Raw genomic sequence first — 20,028 nt, 5'->3', positions numbered from 1 at the left:
CCGACGGGCACGCCTGGGCCCCTGAAGGGCCCATTAAAATGATGATCGCATTTGCAGCGGGCGGCGGCGCAGACACCCATGCACGCCTGATCGCAGAAGACATCGAAGCGTCGCTAGGTTGGGAAATGATCCCGGAACAGGTGACCGGCAAAGGCGGCGTCAATGCATTGGTGGCGTTGAAGGATATGCCCACCGATGGTTCCGCGATCGCCTTGGTCGTAACAGAGTCGCTAGGTTACAACGCCGCCGCCGCGAAAGGCGCCGGGATTGCACCATCCGATTTCACAGGCCTTACAACGACTGCGGGCTTTCAGATGGGCGTCGTTGCGAAAGCGGACAAAGGCTGGACGTCGTTCGACGACATGATCGCAGCCGCCAAGGAAGGTGAACTGCGCTTTGGCACAATGTCACCGAAACTCTCAGACCTCGCCTTCTTGTTGGGAGAAGCACAGGGCGTCGAGTTCAACATCGTGCAGGTACGTGGCGGTCGCGCTGTAATGGACGGCGTACAAGCTGGCGATATGGATCTTGGCTTTATGGCGGGCATTCAGGGCAAGGGCGTCGCTTCAGGCGATCTTGTGAACTTGGCTTCGGCACTGTCAGTGCCTCTCAAACAAACCCCGGACGCCCCTACCTTTGCCGATCTAGGCGTCCAGTTCTCCGCTGATGGTTACTTCGTCTTCGTGGCTCCTGCTGGAATGGACCCTGCAGCCCGTGACGCCATCACAGCTGCAATCGCCGAGGCAACAAACTCAGGCAAAGCAGCTGGTATGATCAACAAGGCTTTTGGCGGCGCAGTAAATATCCAAGGCGCAGAGCTTGATGCGCTTCTGCAGTCAGACTTCGACGCCGCTGGCCAGTTGATGGAAGCTGTTCAGTAAGCTGCTAAAATCAGGGGCCAGCCAATGCGAAACGGATTTTCCGCAGACCGATGGCTGGCCCTTATCGTCTTGGCCTTTGCACTTCTTGTGATCTTTGTCTGGGCACCAATGGACACCGACACCGGAATTGTCGAAAGGGTCCGCCGCAAGTTCGTGATCGGCGACGCGCTGGGGCCAACTGTTGCCGGTGCGGTCATTGCAATCGGGGCTCTGCTGCTTCTGCTACGGCCCGGCACGGACAGAGCCCTTTCCCACGAAAACCTGCTATGGATAGTCGCGCTTTGCGCGTTGTTCGCGATCGCACTGTGGCTGATGCGATACGCCGGACCTGTGGCGTTAGCATGGTCTGAAAGCGGGTACCGCCCGCTGCGTGCAACCGCACCATGGCACTACATCGGTTTCTTGCTTGGCGGTACTGTTCTGGTTGGTGGTTTGACCGGGCTGGCAAAACGAAAGCTGTCCATTCGGGATTTTGCTATCGGTTTTGCTGCGTCGCTTGTGATCGCACTGATGTATGATCTGCCATTCGACGATCTCATCCTTCCACCAAACGGAGACGTATGATGGGCGTTTGGGACCATGTGATCGCAGGTGTATTGGCGGTCTTCCAATCTGACCCAATACTAGGCGTACCCATCACCGTTTTAATGGTGCTGACCGGGTTTTTATTAGGCATCACAGTCGGCGCCACACCCGGCTTGGCAGGCCCTATGGCGATGGCGATTTCGCTTCCAATCCTCATCTCGATTTTCGGCTATTCTAACGATGCTTTGCTACCGGTCCTGGGCTTCCTCATAGGTATCATGAAGGGGGCGACCATAGGCGGGGCGGTTCCCGCAATCCTATTCAACACGCCCGGGACACCTGACGCCTACATGACGACATTGGATGGCTATCCAATGGCCCAGAAAGGAGAGGCACGGCACGCTCTACGCGTCGCGCATTTCTCTTCAGCGTCTGGCGATACGTTCTCAGACATCGTCCTCGTGCTCTGCGCCCCGTTCCTTGCGATACTTGTCGAAAGCTATCTGGATCTGCCTGAGAAAACCGCGCTCCTTATCCTCTCGCTTGCCTTCATTGCTTCGGTCATTGGCAATTCGGTGGGAAAAGGTCTGATCTCCATGGGGCTCGGTCTCCTCGCAGCCATGGTGGCGACGGGCGAAGACTTTTATCCTCGTCTCACGCTTGGACAACCCGCGTTGGCTCAGGGGATTCCTGTCGCTGCAGCCATCCTTGGCGTTCTCATTCTAGGCGAAGTGTTCAAAGCGTTGGAAGATATCCACCGAGATGGACAGTCGTCATCAACGACACAGGTCGGGCAACGGGAATCCAAAAACGGCCCCTTTCGTCTGAGAAAACTGCTGCCCTACATTGGCCGTTCGGCGGTCATTGGCACGTGCATCGGCGCGCTTCCTGGCGTGGGGTCCACGCTGGCCGCGACGCTGGGCTATACGTCGGCAAAGCGACGCTACAGCAAATCCAAAGAGCCAAATGCACCAGGGTTTGGTCAAGGGGCGCCCGAGGGTATCGCGGCAACAGAAGCCGCCAATTCCTCGGTCTCGGGTGCCAACCTGATCCCGGTATTGTCGCTTGGCATTCCCGGTAACGCGGCTGCGGTGTTCTTGATCCTCGCCATGGACTCTATTGGTGGCTTCAATCCCGGTCCTTCAGTTTTCCAACTGGGCGGCGGCATCAGCGACGACGCCTTAAACCCAGAGATGGTCATGGCCTTCGGCATCTTCACGACCATGTTCGTGGCCAATGGTTTGAACTGGACCATCGGAGGCGTCTTCATGCGATCAGTCGGTGTCATGGCGCGCATTCCCAAGGAGCGTTTGCTGCCCATCGTTCTTCTGCTGACGTTGACCGCAATCTACGTTCAGGAAACATCGATGGTAGCCGTCTGGATCACTCTGTTCTTCGGTTTTGTCGGCTACTTTATGCGCCGAATAGACATGTCGCCGCTGCCTTTCGTGATCGCCTTCATCCTCGGCGGCAACCTTGAAGCGACCGCTCGCCAAGCCTTTGCGGCGACCGGGGCTGACCCGTTCTTCCTTTTCAACAATCCGATTGCCCTCGCGTTCATCATCTTGGCGATCGGCGTGGTCATTTTCAGCATGAGAAAGCCAGCGGAATGAGCAAACCCAATATTCTCTTGATCTCTGGTGACCAGCATCGGGCCGATTGCTTTGGCTTTGAAGGACGCAAGATCAAGACACCGCATCTCGACCAGTTGGCGGCCGATGGGACGCATTTCTCAAATTGCATTACGCCAACAGTCGTGTGCCAGCCGGCACGTGCCTCAATCCTTACCGGGCAGCTGTGCCGAACGCACGGAGTGCATGACAACGGGATCGATCTTGATCCGGCGATCGGGGAAAAAGGCTTTGCCGGTGCGATGGCAACCGCAGGCTACGAAACATCCTTTTTCGGAAAGGCCCACTTTTCGACGTATCACACGTTCGAACCAACAGGGACGCCCGAGTGTTTGAAGTCTTCGGCAAGCTATCCTGACACTTGGTTTGGTCCCTACATGGGATTTGATCATGTTGAGATGATGCTAGTGGGGCACAACTGGTTCCTGCCGGAGAAACCACCGCACGGTCAGCACTATGAACGCTGGTTCTATGCAGACGGGCGCGGCGACGAGAAAAACGCACTCTATCGCGAGAATGCGGGCGACACAAAGGAAGCCGCGCAGACTTGGCATTCAAAACTGCCGGTTGCTTGGCATAATTCCACTTGGACGGCAGACCGCGCGATTGAGTGGCTCAAATATGGGCGCGGAGAAGAGCCGTTTTGCACATGGGTCAGTTTCCCAGATCCCCACCATCCCTTTGATGCGCCCGAGCCGTGGTCACGCCTCCATGATCCGGCAGAGGTAGATCTTCCTAAGAACCGTGAACGCACGTTCAACGGTCGCCCGTGGTGGCACGAGGCGGTGCTGACAGCGGAACCCGCGGGAGACAAGAAAGGCGCAGAAATTCGCAAATCCTACAGCCGCATCGCCGAGCAATCGGACGATCAGCTTCGTGAAATCATTGCCAATACCTACGGCCAAATTGCGCTGATAGACCACAACGTAGGGCGTATCCTCATTGCACTCGAAGAGGCAGGACTGTCGGACAACACCATCGTGATCTATATCTCGGACCATGGCGACTGGCTTGGGGATCATGGCCTGATCCTGAAGGGGCCGATGCACTATGACGGGCTATTAAGGGTCCCGATGATTGCGCGCGGCCCGGGTATCCCAAAAGGCAAACGGGTTAATGAACCTGTCTCAACCCTCGATCTGGGTCCAACTTTCTTCGATTACGGAGGAGCCAAAGCTCTTCAAACACAGCACGGTGCCTCGCTGCGACCCTTGATTGAATCCAACGACGCCAAACGGGAGTACGCCTTCAACGAATGGGAACTGTTACCAACACGCGCAGGCGTCGGCCTAAGCCTACGGACAGTCCGCACCAAGACCCACAAGTTGACGGTCGACATGCAATCGGGCGCGGGCGAGCTTTATGACATGATTGCCGATCCGCATGAGACGACGAACCTTTTCGATGCCCCGCGATACGAGGAGGTCCAAACTAAACTCCTGAACTACGTTCAACAGCGTCCCGACGATGCAGGTCCTGTTCGTAAACAGGTCGGAATGGCCTAAGGTCCACCCGTTTTGTCAAAACCGCCGTCGCTTGAATTGTGTGAGCGAGGGAAAAGGCAGGATGAGCCGTCCAAAAAAAGCATTCGACGCTCAAACCACAGAGCCTCAGCAAACGCAAAAAACGATAAGCCATCCAAGTTGCCGACAACGCCTCGCTCAGTACCATGGCTGCAATTAGAGCCTTCTCCGTCCAATTTTGAATTCTGCTTAAAAAGGCACTGACTGGTGTCCGTCCCCCCATGCCGCAGTATGTCAGAGCAGTCTTTCGCTGCGGTGGGATGGTCGCATGGGCCTTACACTCACAAAACGCGGGACCAGTCCGGTATTGGAGCCGACCTAGTGAAATCCGATTTGCCGGCGCAAAGCGTTTTTTTTGCTCCACAACACCTTTGTTGCAAGCTTGGCTTTGGGCATTTGCAATTGCATCATTGGCCGAATTGGTCCCGTTCGCACCTTCGCGTGTTTTGAGAGGTACCGACTGCAACGAAGGAAAGACGTGCATCTATGAAGCGGATTGAACTGGCTGACGTGCTCGTGATTGGCGGAGGGACGGCCGGGTTCGGCGCGGCGATTGCTGGAGCTCGCCAAGGCTTGAATGTCACGCTCATGGAAGCGACGACCAAGATTGGCGGTGTTATGGCCTTTTGTCCTGGCATGCCTTGGGGCGGCGGATATCCAGTAGATCAGATTATCGGCGGCATCCTTGAAGAACTGACCGCGCGCCTTGAGGCAATGACCCCACCTGCGGCAGAAAAACGCCCCTGTACCCTCGAGAATTTCGGCCCAGAAATCATCTACGATCACGACATCGCAACCTTGACGATGTTCGAGATGCTTGAAGAAGCCGGGGTGAAAGTCCGTTTGAACGCAACGGCAGTTGAGCCACGAATGGAGGGACATCGGATCAAAACGGTTCGCTGTTTCGATCGCAATGGCACCTTCGAGGTTGCACCGAAGATAGTCATCGATTGCTCTGGTGATGGTGACATCTCGGCAAAGGCTGGCGTGCCTTACGTCCTTGGTGATGAGAGCGGGAACATGATGGCGGTGACCATTTCCTTCCACATGATCGGCGTCGATTGGGACACGGCCTTTGCCCATACTGATCCGTACTTCACGGATTATGCGGCCAAAGGCATCGCCGAAGACCGGCTGCATCCCGATTTGGCGCAACTATATCTGATGAAAGGATTTCATCACGGAACCGTTTTTTGCAACTCCGTCCATGTACGCGGCGTGGATGGGACGGACCCAGTCGCTGTCGGTCAGGCCACGCAAGAAGGCCGCAAGCGGTGCCTGCAACTTTCGCAGTTCCTCCGAACGGACGTCCCAGGTTTTGAAACCGCGCACATGTCCATGCTCTCGCCCACCGTCGGTGTGCGGGAGACGCGCAAACTGCAAGGCGTTATCCGTGTGACAGGTGCAGACCTGGCATGCGCCACAAAATTCCCAGATGGCATCGTCAGCTGCGACAATCCAATTGATGACGTCATGCGCAGCGATGGGGGTATGACCCATGACGCAGCGATCGAGAAAGGCAGCTACTATACGCTACCATTTCGCGCGTTGATCCCCGAAGCAGTGGAAAATCTGATGTTTGCGGGACGCATCATCTCGGCAGATGCAACAGCCTTTGCCTCGGTGCGTGGGATGCCGCAATGCATGGCGATGGGTCAAGCGACGGGGACAGCTGCGGCGCTGGCCTTAGAGAATGGATGCCCTGTGCAGGACGTGGACACCAAGCGGTTGGTCGCAGAGTTGACGAAGCAAGGCATCAACCGATTGAGGACGGCTGCATGAAGGGTTTTGATCCGCAATACGCAGACCTCCCGGACTACATCCTGAAATGCACGCGTCTGATCTGGGAAGGACGAGGAATTTCCGAGCTTGATTGGCACTATGGCGACGACCTTCTGGTGCGCACACCTGCGGGGATTAGCCGGGGAAATGCGGCGGGCAAAGCCAATACCATGGCCACGCTCACGGAGTTCCCAGACAGAGAGCTGCTCGGGGAAGACGTGATATGGAGCGGTGACGAAAGCACAGGGTTTTTATCGTCTCACCGCATCCTTTCTACCGCCACCCACATGGGCGGCGCTTTTGGGCCTGCCACAGGCACGCAATGCACCTTTCGCACGATCGCGGATACTTTTTGCAAAGAAAACCGCGTCTGGGATGAGTGGCTGATCCGCGACAATGCAGCAATTGCCGTCCAGCTTGGTCAATCTCCAAAGGACGCCGCACACGCGGTTATTCTTGCAGGCGACACCAATATGCCGCTCACACCAGACACGGATATTGCAGGCCCTTACAAAGGGCGCGGCAACTCGAATGAATGGGGTGAGAAACATGCAGACGTACTGCGCCGCATCATGGTCGGCGATTTCTCAGGCATCTCGAGGCAGTACGACCGGGCATGCCATTTGTCGTTCCCTTGCGGGCAAGAAAGCCACGGTCATGGGGCGACCACAGAATTCTGGCTTGGTCTTCGCAGTGCCTTACCCAATGCAGTTTTCACAATAGAGCATCAGATTGGGCGCAGGGATCCGATGATGCCCCCCAGAAGCGCGATACGGTGGTCGCTGACAGGCACGCATGAAGGCTGGGGACGTTTTGGCCCGCCGACTGGCACCTTCATCCATGTAATGGGTGTGAGCCATGTTGAGTTCGGCCCATGGGGCATTCGCCGCGAGTACACGTTGTTCGATGAAATCGCGATCTGGAAACAGATCCTCTTGCAATCTCAAGTTTGATAGACCGCTTATGACCAAGTTGCCCAAAGACCTTCTCGACCTTTTGCGCAGCGTTGACACGCCCACAGTGTGCAACGCGATTGAAGTTGCTCAGGGGAAACGCGGCTTTAACAGGTTCACACGCGGTACCATGGTGCATACCGAACCTGGTGCTCCTGCAACGGTCGGCTTTGCGCGCACTGCCAAAATCTCTGGCCTTGCCCCACCAACTGAGCCCCAAGATGTCATTCGTGCCCGCCGTATGGACTATTTCCGCGCGATGGCAGGCGGTGACGGCCCGACCGTGGCTGTCATCGAAGACGTTGATTTCCCCAACTGTATCGCAGGTTGGTGGGGCGAGGTTCATGTGGCAGTCCATAAGGGACTTGGCCTAAACGGGGCGGTCACCAACGGTGTGGTCCGCGATCTGGACGTGATCGATGACGGGTTTCCCGTATTGGCCGGGTCCATTGGCCCAAGCCACGGCTATGTGCACGTCGTGGAAATTGGCATGCCTGTGAATATCATGGGCATGCGCCTTGCAGAGAATGAGTTGATCCACGCGGATCGCCACGGCGCCATAGTTATTCCCAGTGAGGTTGTCTCAACACTCAAGACGGCAATCGAAACGGTGGTGGCCAGCGAAGCCATCGTTCTTGCACCAGCCCGCGCGCCCAATTTTGACATTAAAAAGCTTGAGCAAGTCTGGGCAGAATTCGAGGCCGCGCGCACATAAGATAACTCACGGTATCCTATGCTGGATGCCTGAACCCCACGCTTTGCCGCGGCGTACGGCCCTAAGTTGCCGTCCAACGCGCAAATTCTATGCCGTGATGCGGCAAGTCTAAGCCGCCATTCGCCGCAACGGCGAAATTTTGGTTGGAGCGAACTTAGAGATGCAAACATTGCGCCATCATCCGCCTCGGCGTTTTGGATTACCCCAAGGGAAAATCTACCGCTCCCAAAACATGCTAAGGGCCTCGAAAATCTCTAGAAAATAGCAAGTTAGCAGCTGCAATTTTCGGGACTCAAGCTGCTATTCTGCTCCAATCCTTGCCGTGTTTCCTTCTCGTCCGTAGGGTCAAGCATGAGCAAGCGTAAGGGATTTGAGCCGATGTCCGCTGATAAGCATTATCTCGAAGAAGAGCTGGAAACCCTCGTCCAGACGGATCCTGCCATCTGGCAGTTCCTTCGGGAAGGCTCGTTGGATGGCGTTTGGTATTGGGACTTAGAGGACCCCGAGCACGAATATATGAGCCCAGAATTCTGGCAGCTTTTCGGGTTCAACCCAGCTGAAAAGAAGCATCTTGCGGCAGAGTGGCAAGACTTGATTTTTCCTGAAGACTTGGAACTTGCAAAGGAAAACGTGGCCAAACACTGCGCCGACCCAAACCACCCTTATGACCAAGTCGTTCGCTATCATTGTGCGGACGGCAGCGTTGCCTGGGTGCGTTGTAGGGGCATCGCAATTCGGAACGATGCGGGCGTGCCGACCCGCCTGCTCGGCGCGCATAACGACATTACTGCTCAGAAAAAGGAAGAGCTGGCGGCTGCCACTCTAAGCCACGAACTGGAAACCATCTTTAACGCGGCAACCAGTGGAATCGTCGCGCTGACTGCGGATGGTCATGTGATCCGCGCCAATGATCGCGCAAGGCATTTCCTTGGTGGTATCTCGGATCCAGTTCCTTTTGCCTGGCCTGAAGGCATGAAATTCTTGGATGCTGCAACGCTACAACCCTTAGACAAAAGGGCTGATCCGATTCAACGCGCATTGGCGGGCGACACGCTTCAAGATGAAACACATGTCCTGCGCCGTGCACACGCTAGAGAAGACCGGCGTTATGTTCGTGTTGGCAGTGCGCGCCCTGACCTCTCTGACAGCTCTATTCACACGGTATTGGTGCTGGATGACATTTCGAACGAAGAGCGCAATCGCCAGGCTTTTGAACGCAAAAGCCGCCTAGACGCGCTGGGCCAACTGACCGGCGGCATAGCGCATGACTTCAACAACCTCTTGGGATCGATGGTTTATGCGGTCGATTTAGCGCGTCGTGCAAAAACTGAAGACATGCTAAAGAAACAGCTCGATCGAGCTATGGCAGCTATCGATCGTGGGCGGTCTTTAAACTCCCGGCTCTTGGCTTTCGCGCGCAAACAGCCCGGGCGGGCCAGTGTGCATCAGGCATCTTCAGTCTTTGACGAATTTGAGTCGCTTATTCGTCCGATGCTTGAGTCCCAAGTCGAGATCAGCTTTTGCCTAGATGAACCCGGTCTCAGTCTGTATTGCGATCCAAACCAGCTTGAAATGGCCTTAATGAACCTAACGTTAAACGCACGTGATGCAATTTTACGTTCAGGCAAAGGGTCCAAGATTGAAGTGCGCGCTCGAAGCGTTCGCGCACCCAATCAAGACGTCGACAACCGGCAAAGCGGCCATGGCATGGACCCCGCGAGCGGCACCTCATATCGATACATTGAGATCAGTGTCACTGATGACGGCCCGGGCATGGATCGCGATACCGTAGCCCGCTGTACTGACCCGTTTTTTTCAACAAAGGAAAACAGTTCTGGCACGGGCCTTGGGCTCGCGATGGTTTATGGGTCGATACAACAGGCCGGTGGAGATTTCAGGATTTACTCAGATGTAGGCGTCGGAACCACCGTGCAACTGATCTTGCCGCGTGGGTCGGAGAAAGGTGGCCGTGAGGAACCTCAGCTACAAGAGGCTACCACCCATGGAAACTCCGAAACGATCTTGGTTGTCGAAGACGAAGAGCACTTACTAGAAGTGTTGACTGAAGTGTTAGAGGAACTTGACTACAAGGTGATCAGTGCTCGATCCGGCCCAGACGCGCTACAGGTGGTCGACCGCGGCGAGCACTTTGATTTGTTGCTCACAGACGTTGTTATGCCCGGTGCCTTTGGCGGCTTTGAACTTGCCCGCCGCGTTCGCGCTATTTATCCAAGTACGCCAATACTCTACACATCTGGCTACACTGGCTACTCCGTTGAGGAGATGGGCGAAGTATCGGCACCTGTTTTGCAGAAACCGACTCTGCCACACGAGCTGGCTACCGCTATTACCGACGCACTCTCGCGGCACGTGAAATAAGAGACGAGAATTCACATGGCACATATTTTGATTGTGGAGGATGATTTACGGTTCGCCGAACTACTAAGGGACGACCTCAGTGAAAGAGGGCATACTTTAGCAATTTTCTCGAACACAGGAGCAGCATTGAAATACCTTGATGCGCATGCGGTGGACCTTATCCTTACTGATGTTTTCCTTACAAAGGAGGCGGCACAAGATACCAAAACCGGTGGCATCACGTTTGTAAATCAAGTCCGAAACATCAATGGATTGACAGTGCCGATCATAGCGATGTCAGGGTTTTTTGGTGGATTTGCGGCCGGCCAAAAGCAAGGAACTCTGAAGACCGTTGGAGCTGATGCCGTGCTGAGCAAGCCGTTCACACCTGACGAATTAGTGGTTCTCATGGACAAGTTGTTAGGAGGCTAAATGGTGACGGCCGAATTTCTTGCGAGCGCCTCAGTGAGCAACAAAACAAAACGTCCAACATAGCCCGAATACTGGCAGTCTGGTCACCTTAGGTGCCTGAAGGTTTTCCCGATCACTCCTGTTGTTTAGCGGCCGCGGTCGACCTTTTAGGGGTAGCGATTGCAGTTGCGCCAAAATGGGAACCAGGCAATCGCTGGATAGCGTGATTAGCATCGTGTTCGAAGCTGACCTCAGGCGCGGCGCAGCATCCTGTGTTATGTTAGCACGGTCAACATCCAATTGTCGTTGTGGGAGGGCATGGCGGATTGGAGGATGAGTCATGCTAACACCAAACCTGCTGCCATTCGTGCTCTGCGACCTTCCTGGAACAAAGGCCGGATTGCCGCTCAGAAGCCCCCACTGAAACCGAAACATGTTTGGGCTATCCGCGTCAGACTCGAACTGGCGGAGAACCATCGAGACCTCGCCCTTTTCAACATGACGATCGACAGCAAACTGCGTGGATGCGACCTCGTAGAGACCAAAGTCGTCGACGTCATGGCGTCAGGTCAGATCAAGGAACGGGCATCGGTACTTCAAAGCAAAACACAAAAACCTGTCGATTTGAGATTTCCGAAGGAACCCGGGCCTCGGTCGAGAAGTGGATGGGAGACGAACTCATGGTCGGCTCTGAGTACCTTTGGCCAGGCCGATTTCATGAGCGTCTGCACATCTCGACACGCCAGAATGCAGGGATTGTCCGCGATTGGGTCACGTCGATCGGTCTGGAGGCCAGCGCGTATGGCACGCATTCGATGAGGCGGACAAAGGTGACGCAGATTTACAAGAAGACGGGCAATCTTCGCGCCGTTCAGGTCTTGCTGGGGTACACCAAGATGGACAGCACTGTCAGGTATCTCGGCGTAGAGCTTGAGGATGTGCTAGCAATCGCCTAGGCCATTGAAATCCAGCAATTTTGGGCCGCCTTCGAGGGCGGCCCATTGCTGCCATTTGGGGACGCAACCCGATGCTGCGGTGCCGCCCGCCGCAGCGGCTATTCGTTGGATGTGCAAAACTGGTCCCGCCCTTAAAAACTCTCAAGAGAGAATATTCATCTGATTTGTACAGCCGTCCTCGCGAGTTGGTGGCCCACACGCCTGTAATCCGATAGTGACGCCTTGCGCTGCTCCATCGTGAGAGGCCGCTTGTCCATTTCGGCTTTGATCGTGTGACGGGCGGCGTGCGGGGAGTATCTTTGGACATGACCAACGCAGGCTGTCCTAAACGCCACGTCCACCGCATGCTTGGAACTCATGGGGTCAACAGGCCCTTGCTTTGATTTGCCCGCATGCAGGATAGCCGCTTCCGGTAACAAGGCATCTTCGCCGCCGAACCCTTTCTTCGACAGCCATGCAAGCCAGTCTGCTGTTTCATCCGAGAACGAAGGCGGCACTGGGAACCACCCGATTTCAAGGCTCTTTCCGTTCTTGGTTCGAGTAACGGAAGCGTCTTGAAGGACGCGTCCAGCGTCAACATCCACGTGCTTGATGCGAAGCGAAGTCACTGTATCGGCTCGGAGCGCCGCGAGGAACGTGAGCGCGAACATCGCTCGCGCCCGACGATCTGTCGCTGTTTGCTTCGGCATTCGGCGTAATAGCATTTCCGCTTCGTCGAGGTCTGGGTACTGGCGCTGCTGCCGCCCGATCCCTTTTTGCAAGGCAGCGCGCGGCAGCTGCATATAGTCTGCGAGGTCCTTGGGTAGCGCCTCAAATCTATCCAGCTTCAACAGCCACGACAGGAAGTCCCGAATGTGAGACGACATGTGCGCCACCGTAGAGCGGGACTTTTGCCCGTCGTCATGGCTGTTGCGCATTTCCAGAAGTGTGCTTCGAACAGCTCCAACATCCGCACGGGTCAAAGACGTGAACCGCTTCTCCTTTGATGCGTCTTCAAGGAACCGAATGCCGGCAAGGTGCCGGTCTGCTGGTTTGAGGGAGAACTTCTCTGGATAGCACTGCCATTGACATATTTAGTGGTCATTTCGACCTGCTGGAATCCGCGAGAATTTCCCAACACCACCGACACCCGCGTGTTTTGCTTAGCTGCACTTTGCGCCAAATGTAGCATCCAACAGGATCGCATATGAAAGGCAGGTGGCGGAGACGAAGGGATTCGAACCCTCGAGACAGTTTCCCGCCTACTCCCTTAGCAGGGGAGCGCCTTCGACCACTCGGCCACGTCTCCGCTGACCTCATTATGGGAAGCATGAAGGGGGGGCAAGGCCAAAGCCGTGCCCGCAGGATCAAATGATGGCGCAGACGAGATAGAGGCCCGCGGCGAGGATCGCCGACCACCGCGGACCGAGGCCGCAAGCCGTCGCCAGACACAAGACGACAAAGCACAGATCAAGCGATTGGGCAGGTTCAAGCCCCGCGAGAAAGAGTTGTAGTTGCCACAACATAAGGTAGTCTCCTTAGTGATGCAGCGAGGCCCCGCCTTGGGTTGAAGTTTGAGTTAAGGCGTTGTCCGGACAGGGATAAATCTATGCGTTTCGATTGCTTATGACGATTTCGCCACAGACATCCTCAGACACCGTCCGGGTGACACGCAGTGATATCCAAAGATACCGGGTGACCTTCCATGACAACTGAGGCGATGCGGCAGTTCGGTCTGGCGGTGCGGACACGTCGCTTGGCCGAAGAAATGAGCATGACCGAACTGGCCGAAAGGGCGCTCGGGAATCCGGATCGAAAGGGGTACGTTGGTCAGGTCGAGGCTGGCAAAAGGAACCTGTCACCTGAAACCATCGACAAATTCGTTCAGGCCTTGAACCTTCCGATTGAAGTTGCGAACGCGGCACTCATCGGACCACCACCTGAGCCGCCAGACGCCCATGAGGAAAAGATCGACCGCGATGCCGAGCGGCTGATCCGCTCGGTGCGTAAAGACCCAAATGCGCCCAACGCTGCCGAAGCGCTCTTGATCGCGCTGGCCTACGACTTTGCGGGCGGCAGTCACCGCGATGTGCATGATGCGTATGTCGCCTTGCGGACTGCGTTGCAGGCAGCGGATGACATGCGCAAACGCGGCTTGCTTGTGGGGAACACAGGGGGCCAGGTTGAGGCAGTGCTGGCCGAAGTCGCACGGCTTAATGATGCGGGCAGCCGCGAGGAAGCCGCCGATTTTCTTGATCAGGAAATGGCGCGGCTGGACCAACAACGCGACACGCTTTTTCAACAACAACTAGCGCAGGACCGTATCCGCAACCGCCCGGATTTGGCGGCGGCCCGATTGATCAAGGACCTGCGCCGTGAAGCCCAGCCCGGCGGGCTGTTTCAGGCCGTGTATCGCCTGTGTCGTGATTGGCAAGACCGGGGCGACAACACGGGCGACCTTTTTGCGCTGCATGTTGCGCTAGAACTGGCCAAGGCCAACCAGCGGCGCGCCAACGGGGGCAATGAAGCATGGGCCCTAAGTACTTTGGGTGGCTGTCACCGCTCGCTAGCTGAACGCTCGATCAAACCTGGGCATTTAAAAGTCGCCCGAAATGCCTGTGAGGCTGCAGTGCGAAAGACTTCCAAGCAAAAGGATCCGCTGAACTGGGCCGCACGAAACAGCAGCCTTGGCCTTGTCCTTCAAGAGATTGGCGAACGTGACGCTGACCCAAAATTATTACAAGCCGCCTTGGCCGCGCAACAGGACGCATTGGATATTCAACGTGTCCATGGCGGACCAGATAATTGGAAAGAAATCCAAAATAATCTTGGCATTGCTTGGCTATCACTCGGCGAAGTCACCCGCGACCCAAGCTCATTGAAAGAGGCCGTGGCCCATTTGTCTGAAGCACTCTCATTAGTAGATCGCGACGCCAACGCAATCTCCTGGTCCATAACCCAAAGCAACTTGGCGCTTGCACGTCGTTGGCTGGGCGCGATTACAAAGGGCTTAGATCAACTTACCCAAGCTCGCGCGTGCTATGCAGATTGCCAAGAAATCCGGAAGCGCGACAAGGTTCCCTTCCTTTGGGCGCAAACGCAATGGAACATCGCTGATCTTGAACTCGCCCGCTTCGCGTTAGAACCCGATCCAACCCTTCTTACCGAAGCGCGCAGCCGCGTACTGGAAGCCCGCGAAGTCTTCGTCGACGGCTCCGACTACCAAACCCAGCGTTGCGACGACCTGCTTGCGCAGATCGACGCTGCTGAGGCTGCGCAGTAGCGCCTAACCCCCAAGCTTATCCTGCGTCTTCGTTTCAAAATCCGACGCATCATGGCGCTCATGTAGCTGCATCTCGGGCTCGCCAAACGATCGGTTCACCATCCGACCCCGCTGCACCGCTGGTCGTGCGTCGATCGCTTCCGCCCAGCGCATGACGTGCTTGTAGCTCGCCACGTCCAGAAACTCCGCCGCGTTGTAGAGACGGCCCAAGGCCAACTGCCCATACCACGACCAGATGGCGATGTCGGCGATTGAGTACTCTTCTGCGAACCATTCGTGCTCGGCCAGGTGGCGGTCGAGGACGTCCATCTGACGCTTGGCCTCCATCGAGAACCGGTCGATGGGATACTGAAACTTCTCAGGCGCATAGGCGTAGAAATGGCCGAACCCGCCGCCCAGATAAGGCGCTGATCCCATTTGCCAAAAGAGCCAGTTCATCGCTTCGGTCCGCGCGCCCCCCTCTGGCAGGAAGGCTCCGAATTTCTCGGCAAGATAGAGCAGGATCGAGCCACTTTCGAACACGCGCTGACCATTCGTGGTGTCCATCAGCGCCGGGATCTTCGAATTCGGGTTCACATCCACGAACCCGGACCCGAACTGATCGCCATCCCCGATCTTGATCAGCCACGCGTCATATTCCGCGCCGGTGTGCCCTGCTGCCAGCAACTCCTCCAGCAGGACAGTGACCTTCACCCCGTTAGGTGTCGCCAAGGAATAAAGCTGCAAGGGATGCTTCCCAACCGGCAGATCCTTGTCATGGGTCGGCCCGGCGATGGGGCGGTTGATATTCGCGAACTCGCCGCCGTTCTTTTGCTCCCAGGTCCAGACCTTGGGGGGTGTGTAGGTATCGCTCATGTCGTGTGGGCCTTTCGTCTTGATGCCTCGCAACATAAGCCACCCATCTGCGAAGCGAAGGGCATCACGTGAGTTTTAGGGCACGACGCTAAGGCAATGTCCCGATCCGATCCATGAACAGCGCCTTGATCGCCGCTGCGTCCCCGCCCACAGCTACATCGACCGTTGGTTCGTCACTCGGGACAGATCGCCCGATTTCGTCACCTTCACAGACTACGGACACGCCGGTCCGCTTCATCTCAAACAGCTCGGGATGGGTGATCGCGATGATGGCGGCGGGATCGTGCAGGCCGCAGCCTTCCAGCCCGTATTCCGCGTAGAAGCGCAGGTAGAAATGGCTCATGTCCTGCAGCATCTGTCCGTGTTTTGGCGACGCGGCGGCCATGGCGGCGAAATCGGCAGGCACGCAGGTGACCTCTTCGGTGATATCGAGGCCTACCATGATGATCGGCGCGCCGCAGGTCATCACGAAGTGTGCGGCGTGGGGATCGTGGTAGAAATTCGCCTCGGCATGGGGCGTGATGTTTCCGCCCTTCAAGCCTCCGCCCATGATGACGATCTGCTTTACATTCCCGGCGAACTCCGGGTCCGCCTGAATGGCTGCCGCGATATTCGTCAGCGGACCGATCGGCGCAACGACAATTTCACCCGGATGCGCGCACACGGTCTCGGTCAGATAGGTCACGGCATCGCGTGGGTCCTTGGCGCGCGTCGGCGTCATGGCGGGCATATCGCCGAACCCTTCATCGCCATGCACATAGGCCGACGGAGGAAATGGCGGCAGGACCAAAGGCTGCCCTGCCCCTTCTGCCACCGGGATATCCAACCCCATGACATCGCACAGCACCAGTGCATTTCGCGTCGCCTGATCCACACGCACATTGCCAAACACGGTGGTCAGCCCAATCAGGTCAATCTCGGGGGCCGCATGCGCCCAAAACAGAGCCATCGCGTCATCTACGCCGGGGTCGGTATCTATGATCAGTTTCATGCCCGCACGCGTATTGGATTCCCCGCAGCCACACAATCCAACACCCACAGCTCTGGTTTTGACAGGCTGTCGCAAACAGGCTTGACCCAGCACGGCGTTCCAAACCTGATGGGCAGGAAACGACGGGGAAAAGACATGCGCGATCAGGCACGGGTAGTGGTCATTGGCGGCGGCATCGCGGGGTGTTCGGCGCTCTATCATCTGACGCAAGAGGGCTGGACCGATGTCATGCTGATCGAGCGTGATGAGTTGACGTCAGGCACCACTTGGCACTCGGCAGCGCAGGTCACCAATTTCGGCATGAACCAGACGATGGTCGGCCTGAAAACGCATTCGGTCAAACTCTATCAGGAACTGCGCGACGACCCCGAATACCCCGTTGGCTACAATTACGGCGACGGCGGCATCCGGCTCGCCAATACACAGGCCCAGATGGACGGTTACGCGCATTTTGCGTCCATGGCCGCTGGGATGGGCGTCGAGTTTGAAGTGATCGACGCTGCCGAATGCGCACGCCGCCATCCGCTGATCTCGACTGAAAACCTTCTTGGCGGCCTTTGGGACCCGACAGATGGCCATATCGACCCTGCGCAACTCTGTCAGGCGCTGGCGCGCCGCGCGCGCCTTGCCGGGGCCGAAGTCAACCGCCACACCCCCGTGACCGGGCTGACCCAACACGCCGACGATACTTGGACCGTCCATACCGAAAAGGGCGACGTGCGTTGCGAGATCGTGGTGAACGCAGGAGGCTACCGATGCAACGAAATTGGCGCGATGATGGGTGTCCAACACCCAGTCGCCTCCATGGAACATCAATATTTCCTGACCGAAGACATCCCAGCGATTGCCGAGGCCGGTCACCGTATCCCCCTGCTCCGCTGCCCGATCAGCGACTATTACAGCCGTCAGGAAAAGGGCGGTCTTCTGCTCGGTTTCTACGAACAGGACTGCCGCCCTTGGGGTATGGACGGCATCGACCCGCATTTCACCAATGCGCTCTGCCCCGACGACCTCGACCGCGTGACTGACGTGCTTGAGGGCGCGTTTGAACGCATGCCCGTCCTTGCCGAAACTGGCATCCGCGAGGTCGTGAATGGCCCCATCACCTATACCATCGACGGCGCACCGCTCGTTGGCCCCATCCCCGGCAAGCGCAACGCATTTTGCATCATCGGGTTGCGCGCAGGCCTGGGCGAAGGTGGCGGCCACGGCTGGCTCCTTGCCCAACAGATCGTGCATGGAGAGGCCGAGTACGACACATGGGTCCTCGACCCTCGCCGCTTTACCGGCCACGCTACGGTCGAACTGACGTCTCTCAAGGCCATCGAAGACTACCAAAACGAATTCCGCTTTCACTTTCCGCACGAACACCGTCCGGCCGGTAGGCCGATGAAGACCACGCCTTTGACCCCTGTACTGGTCGCCGAAGGCGCGCATATGGGCACGGTGAACGGCTGGGAACGCATCGACTACATCGCGCCATCACCGGACTTCACCGAGACACTCGGTTTTCACTTCAACGAGGTCCACGACGTCGTGGCAGACGAAGTCAACGCCATCCAATCCGGCGTCGGCCTGACCGAAGTCTCTGGTTTCAACCGCTTCGAACTCACAGGCCGCGACGTCTACAGTTTCCTAGACCGCATGATCTGCGGAACTGTCCCTAAACGCGCGGGGCGGGTCGGGCTCACATACCTTTTGAACCACCACGGCATGGTCAAAGCCGAGGCGACGATCGCCAACCTCCCGGCATCTGACCGTGGGCCAGCGCGCGTCTGGTACGGCTCTGCGGCTGCGTCTGAATTTCACGATATGGACTGGCTGCAATCCCACTTGCACGCGGACGAGGACGTCGCGATCCGTTCCCTGACCAACGATATGACCATCCTTGTCCTTGCCGGCCCCAAGGCCCGCGAGGTGCTATCCGCGGCGGCGCGGGGCGACTGGTCAAAGGACGCCTTCCCTTGGCTAAGCGTGCGCGAGGCGCATATCGGCATCGCCCCGGCCACAGTCATGGGCGTCAGCTTTTCCGGCGAACTCGCCTATGAAATCCACGTCCCGAACGCCAACCTCTACGCCGCGTACCTCGCCCTCCGCGCAGCAGGTGAAGCCCACGGTTTGCGTCTCTTCGGATCCCGCGCAGTGGAATCTATGCGGCTCGAAAAAGGCTTCCTGCACTGGAAGTCTGAATTGATCACTGAGTTTGATCCCTTCGAGACCGGCCTCGACCGCTTTGTCAAAATGGATAAGCCGGACTTCATCGGCAAAGCTGCCCTGCAAAAGCGGCAAGCCGAAGGCAAACGCCGCAAACTGGTCACCTGCGCCGTGGACTGCAGCCACGCGCCCGCCCATGGCGGCGCTTCGGTGCGCAAAGATAGTCAGATCATTGGAACCGTGACGTCCGGCGATTGGGGCCACCGCATCGGCATGAACCTCGCCATGGCATTCGTGGACCCGGAACACGCTGCCGAAGGCACTGACCTATCCGTTGACGTCATCGGGCAACCGACCCCTGCCCGTGTCATCGCATCCGGTCCCTACGATCCTGACCACAGCCTTATGCGTGGCTAAAACAGCGGCGCATATTTCCAGTTGTCGGCGTCCGGCGTGACTTCGTTCAGATCGTAGTCGGCTGACTGCAGGCGCTTGGCAATATCCAACCCCTGTTCAGCCGCCTCATCGACAAACTTGCGACCAAGATCCTGATCCATCCCAATGCCATGGCCGCGCATCAGGTTCAGACCGTGATTGAACTTACCCACCGGGTCACCCGCCTCGGCGGCGCGGCGGTCCCATTCGGCAGAGGCGTCGGGATTATACTCTCCACCCAGCCCGTTGTTCTCCATCTGGCTCATCCAGGTCATCGCCTTGGTGTAACCGGCTTCGGCACAGGCGCGGGTCAGCTTGCGCGACAGAACGAGATCGCTGGTCTTGGTCATGTTGATCCCCAGCGAACAGGTCACCGAGTCAATGACGCCCATAGCGATCTTGCGCTTGAGCATCTCAAGTCCCGTGTCCTGCGGGTTCAGGACGCCGTGATCGTCTTCGACGGTTTGCGGGGCTTCGGCGGCGGAGACCGCCGCAAGGCAAATAACAAGCGCAGCGAGGGGAATTGATTTCATGCTCATGGCCTCCGTCCCCAAAGCCTAAGCATCAAAGCCCCGTGAGTCACCAAGGCCAAAGTC

At 57.1% G+C, this 20,028-nt stretch carries 16 protein-coding genes, 1 tRNA gene and 1 pseudogene; 12 read left to right on the top strand and 6 right to left on the bottom strand.

Annotated features, from left to right (window positions below):
• The first annotated feature begins 38 nt into the window (after positions 1 to 38).
• The 10 genes and pseudogenes from FE702_RS14665 to FE702_RS14620 all read left to right on the top strand — a co-directional run bounded on the left by FE702_RS14665 (position 39) and on the right by FE702_RS14620 (position 11,735).
• Positions 39 to 881: a tripartite tricarboxylate transporter substrate-binding protein gene (locus tag FE702_RS14665; protein ID WP_186827105.1), complete on the top strand. Its 843-nt coding sequence runs from the start codon at positions 39 to 41 to the stop codon at positions 879 to 881.
• Positions 882 to 905: 24 nt separating this feature from the next.
• Positions 906 to 1,445, top strand: coding sequence for a hypothetical protein (locus FE702_RS14660; RefSeq protein ID WP_147127071.1), 540 nt, complete (start codon positions 906 to 908; stop codon positions 1,443 to 1,445).
• Entirely contained in the window at positions 1,445 to 3,019 is a 1,575-nt protein-coding gene (locus tag FE702_RS14655) for a tripartite tricarboxylate transporter permease (RefSeq protein WP_255449701.1), read from the top strand. The genes FE702_RS14660 and FE702_RS14655 overlap by 1 nt, the downstream gene beginning before the upstream one ends.
• Complete coding sequence (locus FE702_RS14650) at positions 3,016 to 4,542, top strand: sulfatase-like hydrolase/transferase (protein ID WP_147127069.1); 1,527 nt, start codon at positions 3,016 to 3,018, stop codon at positions 4,540 to 4,542. The genes FE702_RS14655 and FE702_RS14650 overlap by 4 nt, the downstream gene beginning before the upstream one ends.
• A 504-nt stretch (positions 4,543 to 5,046) precedes the next feature.
• Positions 5,047 to 6,342: an FAD-dependent oxidoreductase gene (locus FE702_RS14645; RefSeq protein ID WP_147127068.1), complete on the top strand. Its 1,296-nt coding sequence runs from the start codon at positions 5,047 to 5,049 to the stop codon at positions 6,340 to 6,342.
• Positions 6,339 to 7,295 (top strand): nuclear transport factor 2 family protein, encoded by a 957-nt coding sequence (locus FE702_RS14640; RefSeq protein ID WP_147127067.1) that lies wholly within the window; start codon positions 6,339 to 6,341, stop codon positions 7,293 to 7,295. The genes FE702_RS14645 and FE702_RS14640 overlap by 4 nt, the downstream gene beginning before the upstream one ends.
• A gap of 19 nt (positions 7,296 to 7,314) precedes the next feature.
• A complete protein-coding gene (locus FE702_RS14635; protein WP_430303253.1) occupies positions 7,315 to 8,010 on the top strand; it encodes an RraA family protein in 696 nt (231 codons plus the stop codon).
• 351 nt (positions 8,011 to 8,361) lie between these two features.
• Positions 8,362 to 10,389: a hybrid sensor histidine kinase/response regulator gene (locus tag FE702_RS14630; protein WP_147127065.1), complete on the top strand. Its 2,028-nt coding sequence runs from the start codon at positions 8,362 to 8,364 to the stop codon at positions 10,387 to 10,389.
• A 15-nt stretch (positions 10,390 to 10,404) separates the two neighbouring features.
• Entirely contained in the window at positions 10,405 to 10,800 is a 396-nt protein-coding gene (locus tag FE702_RS14625) for a response regulator transcription factor (RefSeq protein ID WP_147127064.1), read from the top strand.
• Between the two features lie 319 nt (positions 10,801 to 11,119).
• A pseudogene (locus tag FE702_RS14620) lies at positions 11,120 to 11,735 on the top strand (tyrosine-type recombinase/integrase).
• Between the two features lie 155 nt (positions 11,736 to 11,890).
• On the opposite strand, the gene FE702_RS14615 reads toward FE702_RS14620, so the two are convergent.
• The 3 genes from FE702_RS14615 to FE702_RS18640 form a co-directional block, all read right to left on the bottom strand.
• Positions 11,891 to 12,601, bottom strand: coding sequence for a site-specific integrase (locus FE702_RS14615; protein WP_186827104.1), 711 nt, complete (start codon positions 12,599 to 12,601; stop codon positions 11,891 to 11,893).
• 332 nt (positions 12,602 to 12,933) lie between these two features.
• A tRNA-Ser gene (locus FE702_RS14610) sits at positions 12,934 to 13,023 on the bottom strand.
• A gap of 58 nt (positions 13,024 to 13,081) precedes the next feature.
• Positions 13,082 to 13,240 carry a hypothetical protein gene (locus tag FE702_RS18640; protein ID WP_186827103.1) on the bottom strand — a complete coding sequence of 53 codons (159 nt, stop codon included), beginning with the start codon at positions 13,238 to 13,240 and terminating at the stop codon, positions 13,082 to 13,084.
• A 179-nt stretch (positions 13,241 to 13,419) separates the two neighbouring features.
• Between FE702_RS18640 and FE702_RS14605 the strand changes: the two genes are divergently transcribed.
• The gene (locus FE702_RS14605; protein ID WP_147127062.1) at positions 13,420 to 14,997 is read left to right on the top strand and encodes a helix-turn-helix domain-containing protein; all 1,578 of its coding nucleotides are present in this window, start codon (positions 13,420 to 13,422) and stop codon (positions 14,995 to 14,997) included.
• 3 nt (positions 14,998 to 15,000) lie between these two features.
• Here the strand turns inward: FE702_RS14605 and yghU are convergent, their stop codons facing one another.
• Positions 15,001 to 15,852 (bottom strand): glutathione-dependent disulfide-bond oxidoreductase, encoded by an 852-nt coding sequence (gene yghU / locus FE702_RS14600; protein ID WP_147127061.1) that lies wholly within the window; start codon positions 15,850 to 15,852, stop codon positions 15,001 to 15,003.
• 88 nt (positions 15,853 to 15,940) lie between these two features.
• Positions 15,941 to 16,843, bottom strand: coding sequence for a nucleoside hydrolase (locus tag FE702_RS14595; RefSeq protein ID WP_147127060.1), 903 nt, complete (start codon positions 16,841 to 16,843; stop codon positions 15,941 to 15,943).
• A 135-nt stretch (positions 16,844 to 16,978) separates the two neighbouring features.
• Between FE702_RS14595 and FE702_RS14590 the strand changes: the two genes are divergently transcribed.
• A complete protein-coding gene (locus FE702_RS14590; protein ID WP_147127059.1) occupies positions 16,979 to 19,414 on the top strand; it encodes a GcvT family protein in 2,436 nt (811 codons plus the stop codon).
• On the opposite strand, the gene FE702_RS14585 is transcribed toward FE702_RS14590, so the two are convergent.
• The gene (locus tag FE702_RS14585; RefSeq protein ID WP_147127455.1) at positions 19,411 to 19,965 is read right to left on the bottom strand and encodes a tetratricopeptide repeat protein; all 555 of its coding nucleotides are present in this window, start codon (positions 19,963 to 19,965) and stop codon (positions 19,411 to 19,413) included. The genes FE702_RS14590 and FE702_RS14585 overlap by 4 nt on opposite strands.
• Positions 19,966 to 20,028: the final 63 nt, after the last annotated feature.

It is taken from the genome of Shimia ponticola (genome assembly GCF_007995215.1).
GTDB lineage: Bacteria > Pseudomonadota > Alphaproteobacteria > Rhodobacterales > Rhodobacteraceae > Shimia_B > Shimia_B ponticola.
The sequence above is the reverse complement of the archived record's forward strand: the minus strand, read 5'-3'. Positions and strand labels throughout refer to the sequence as shown.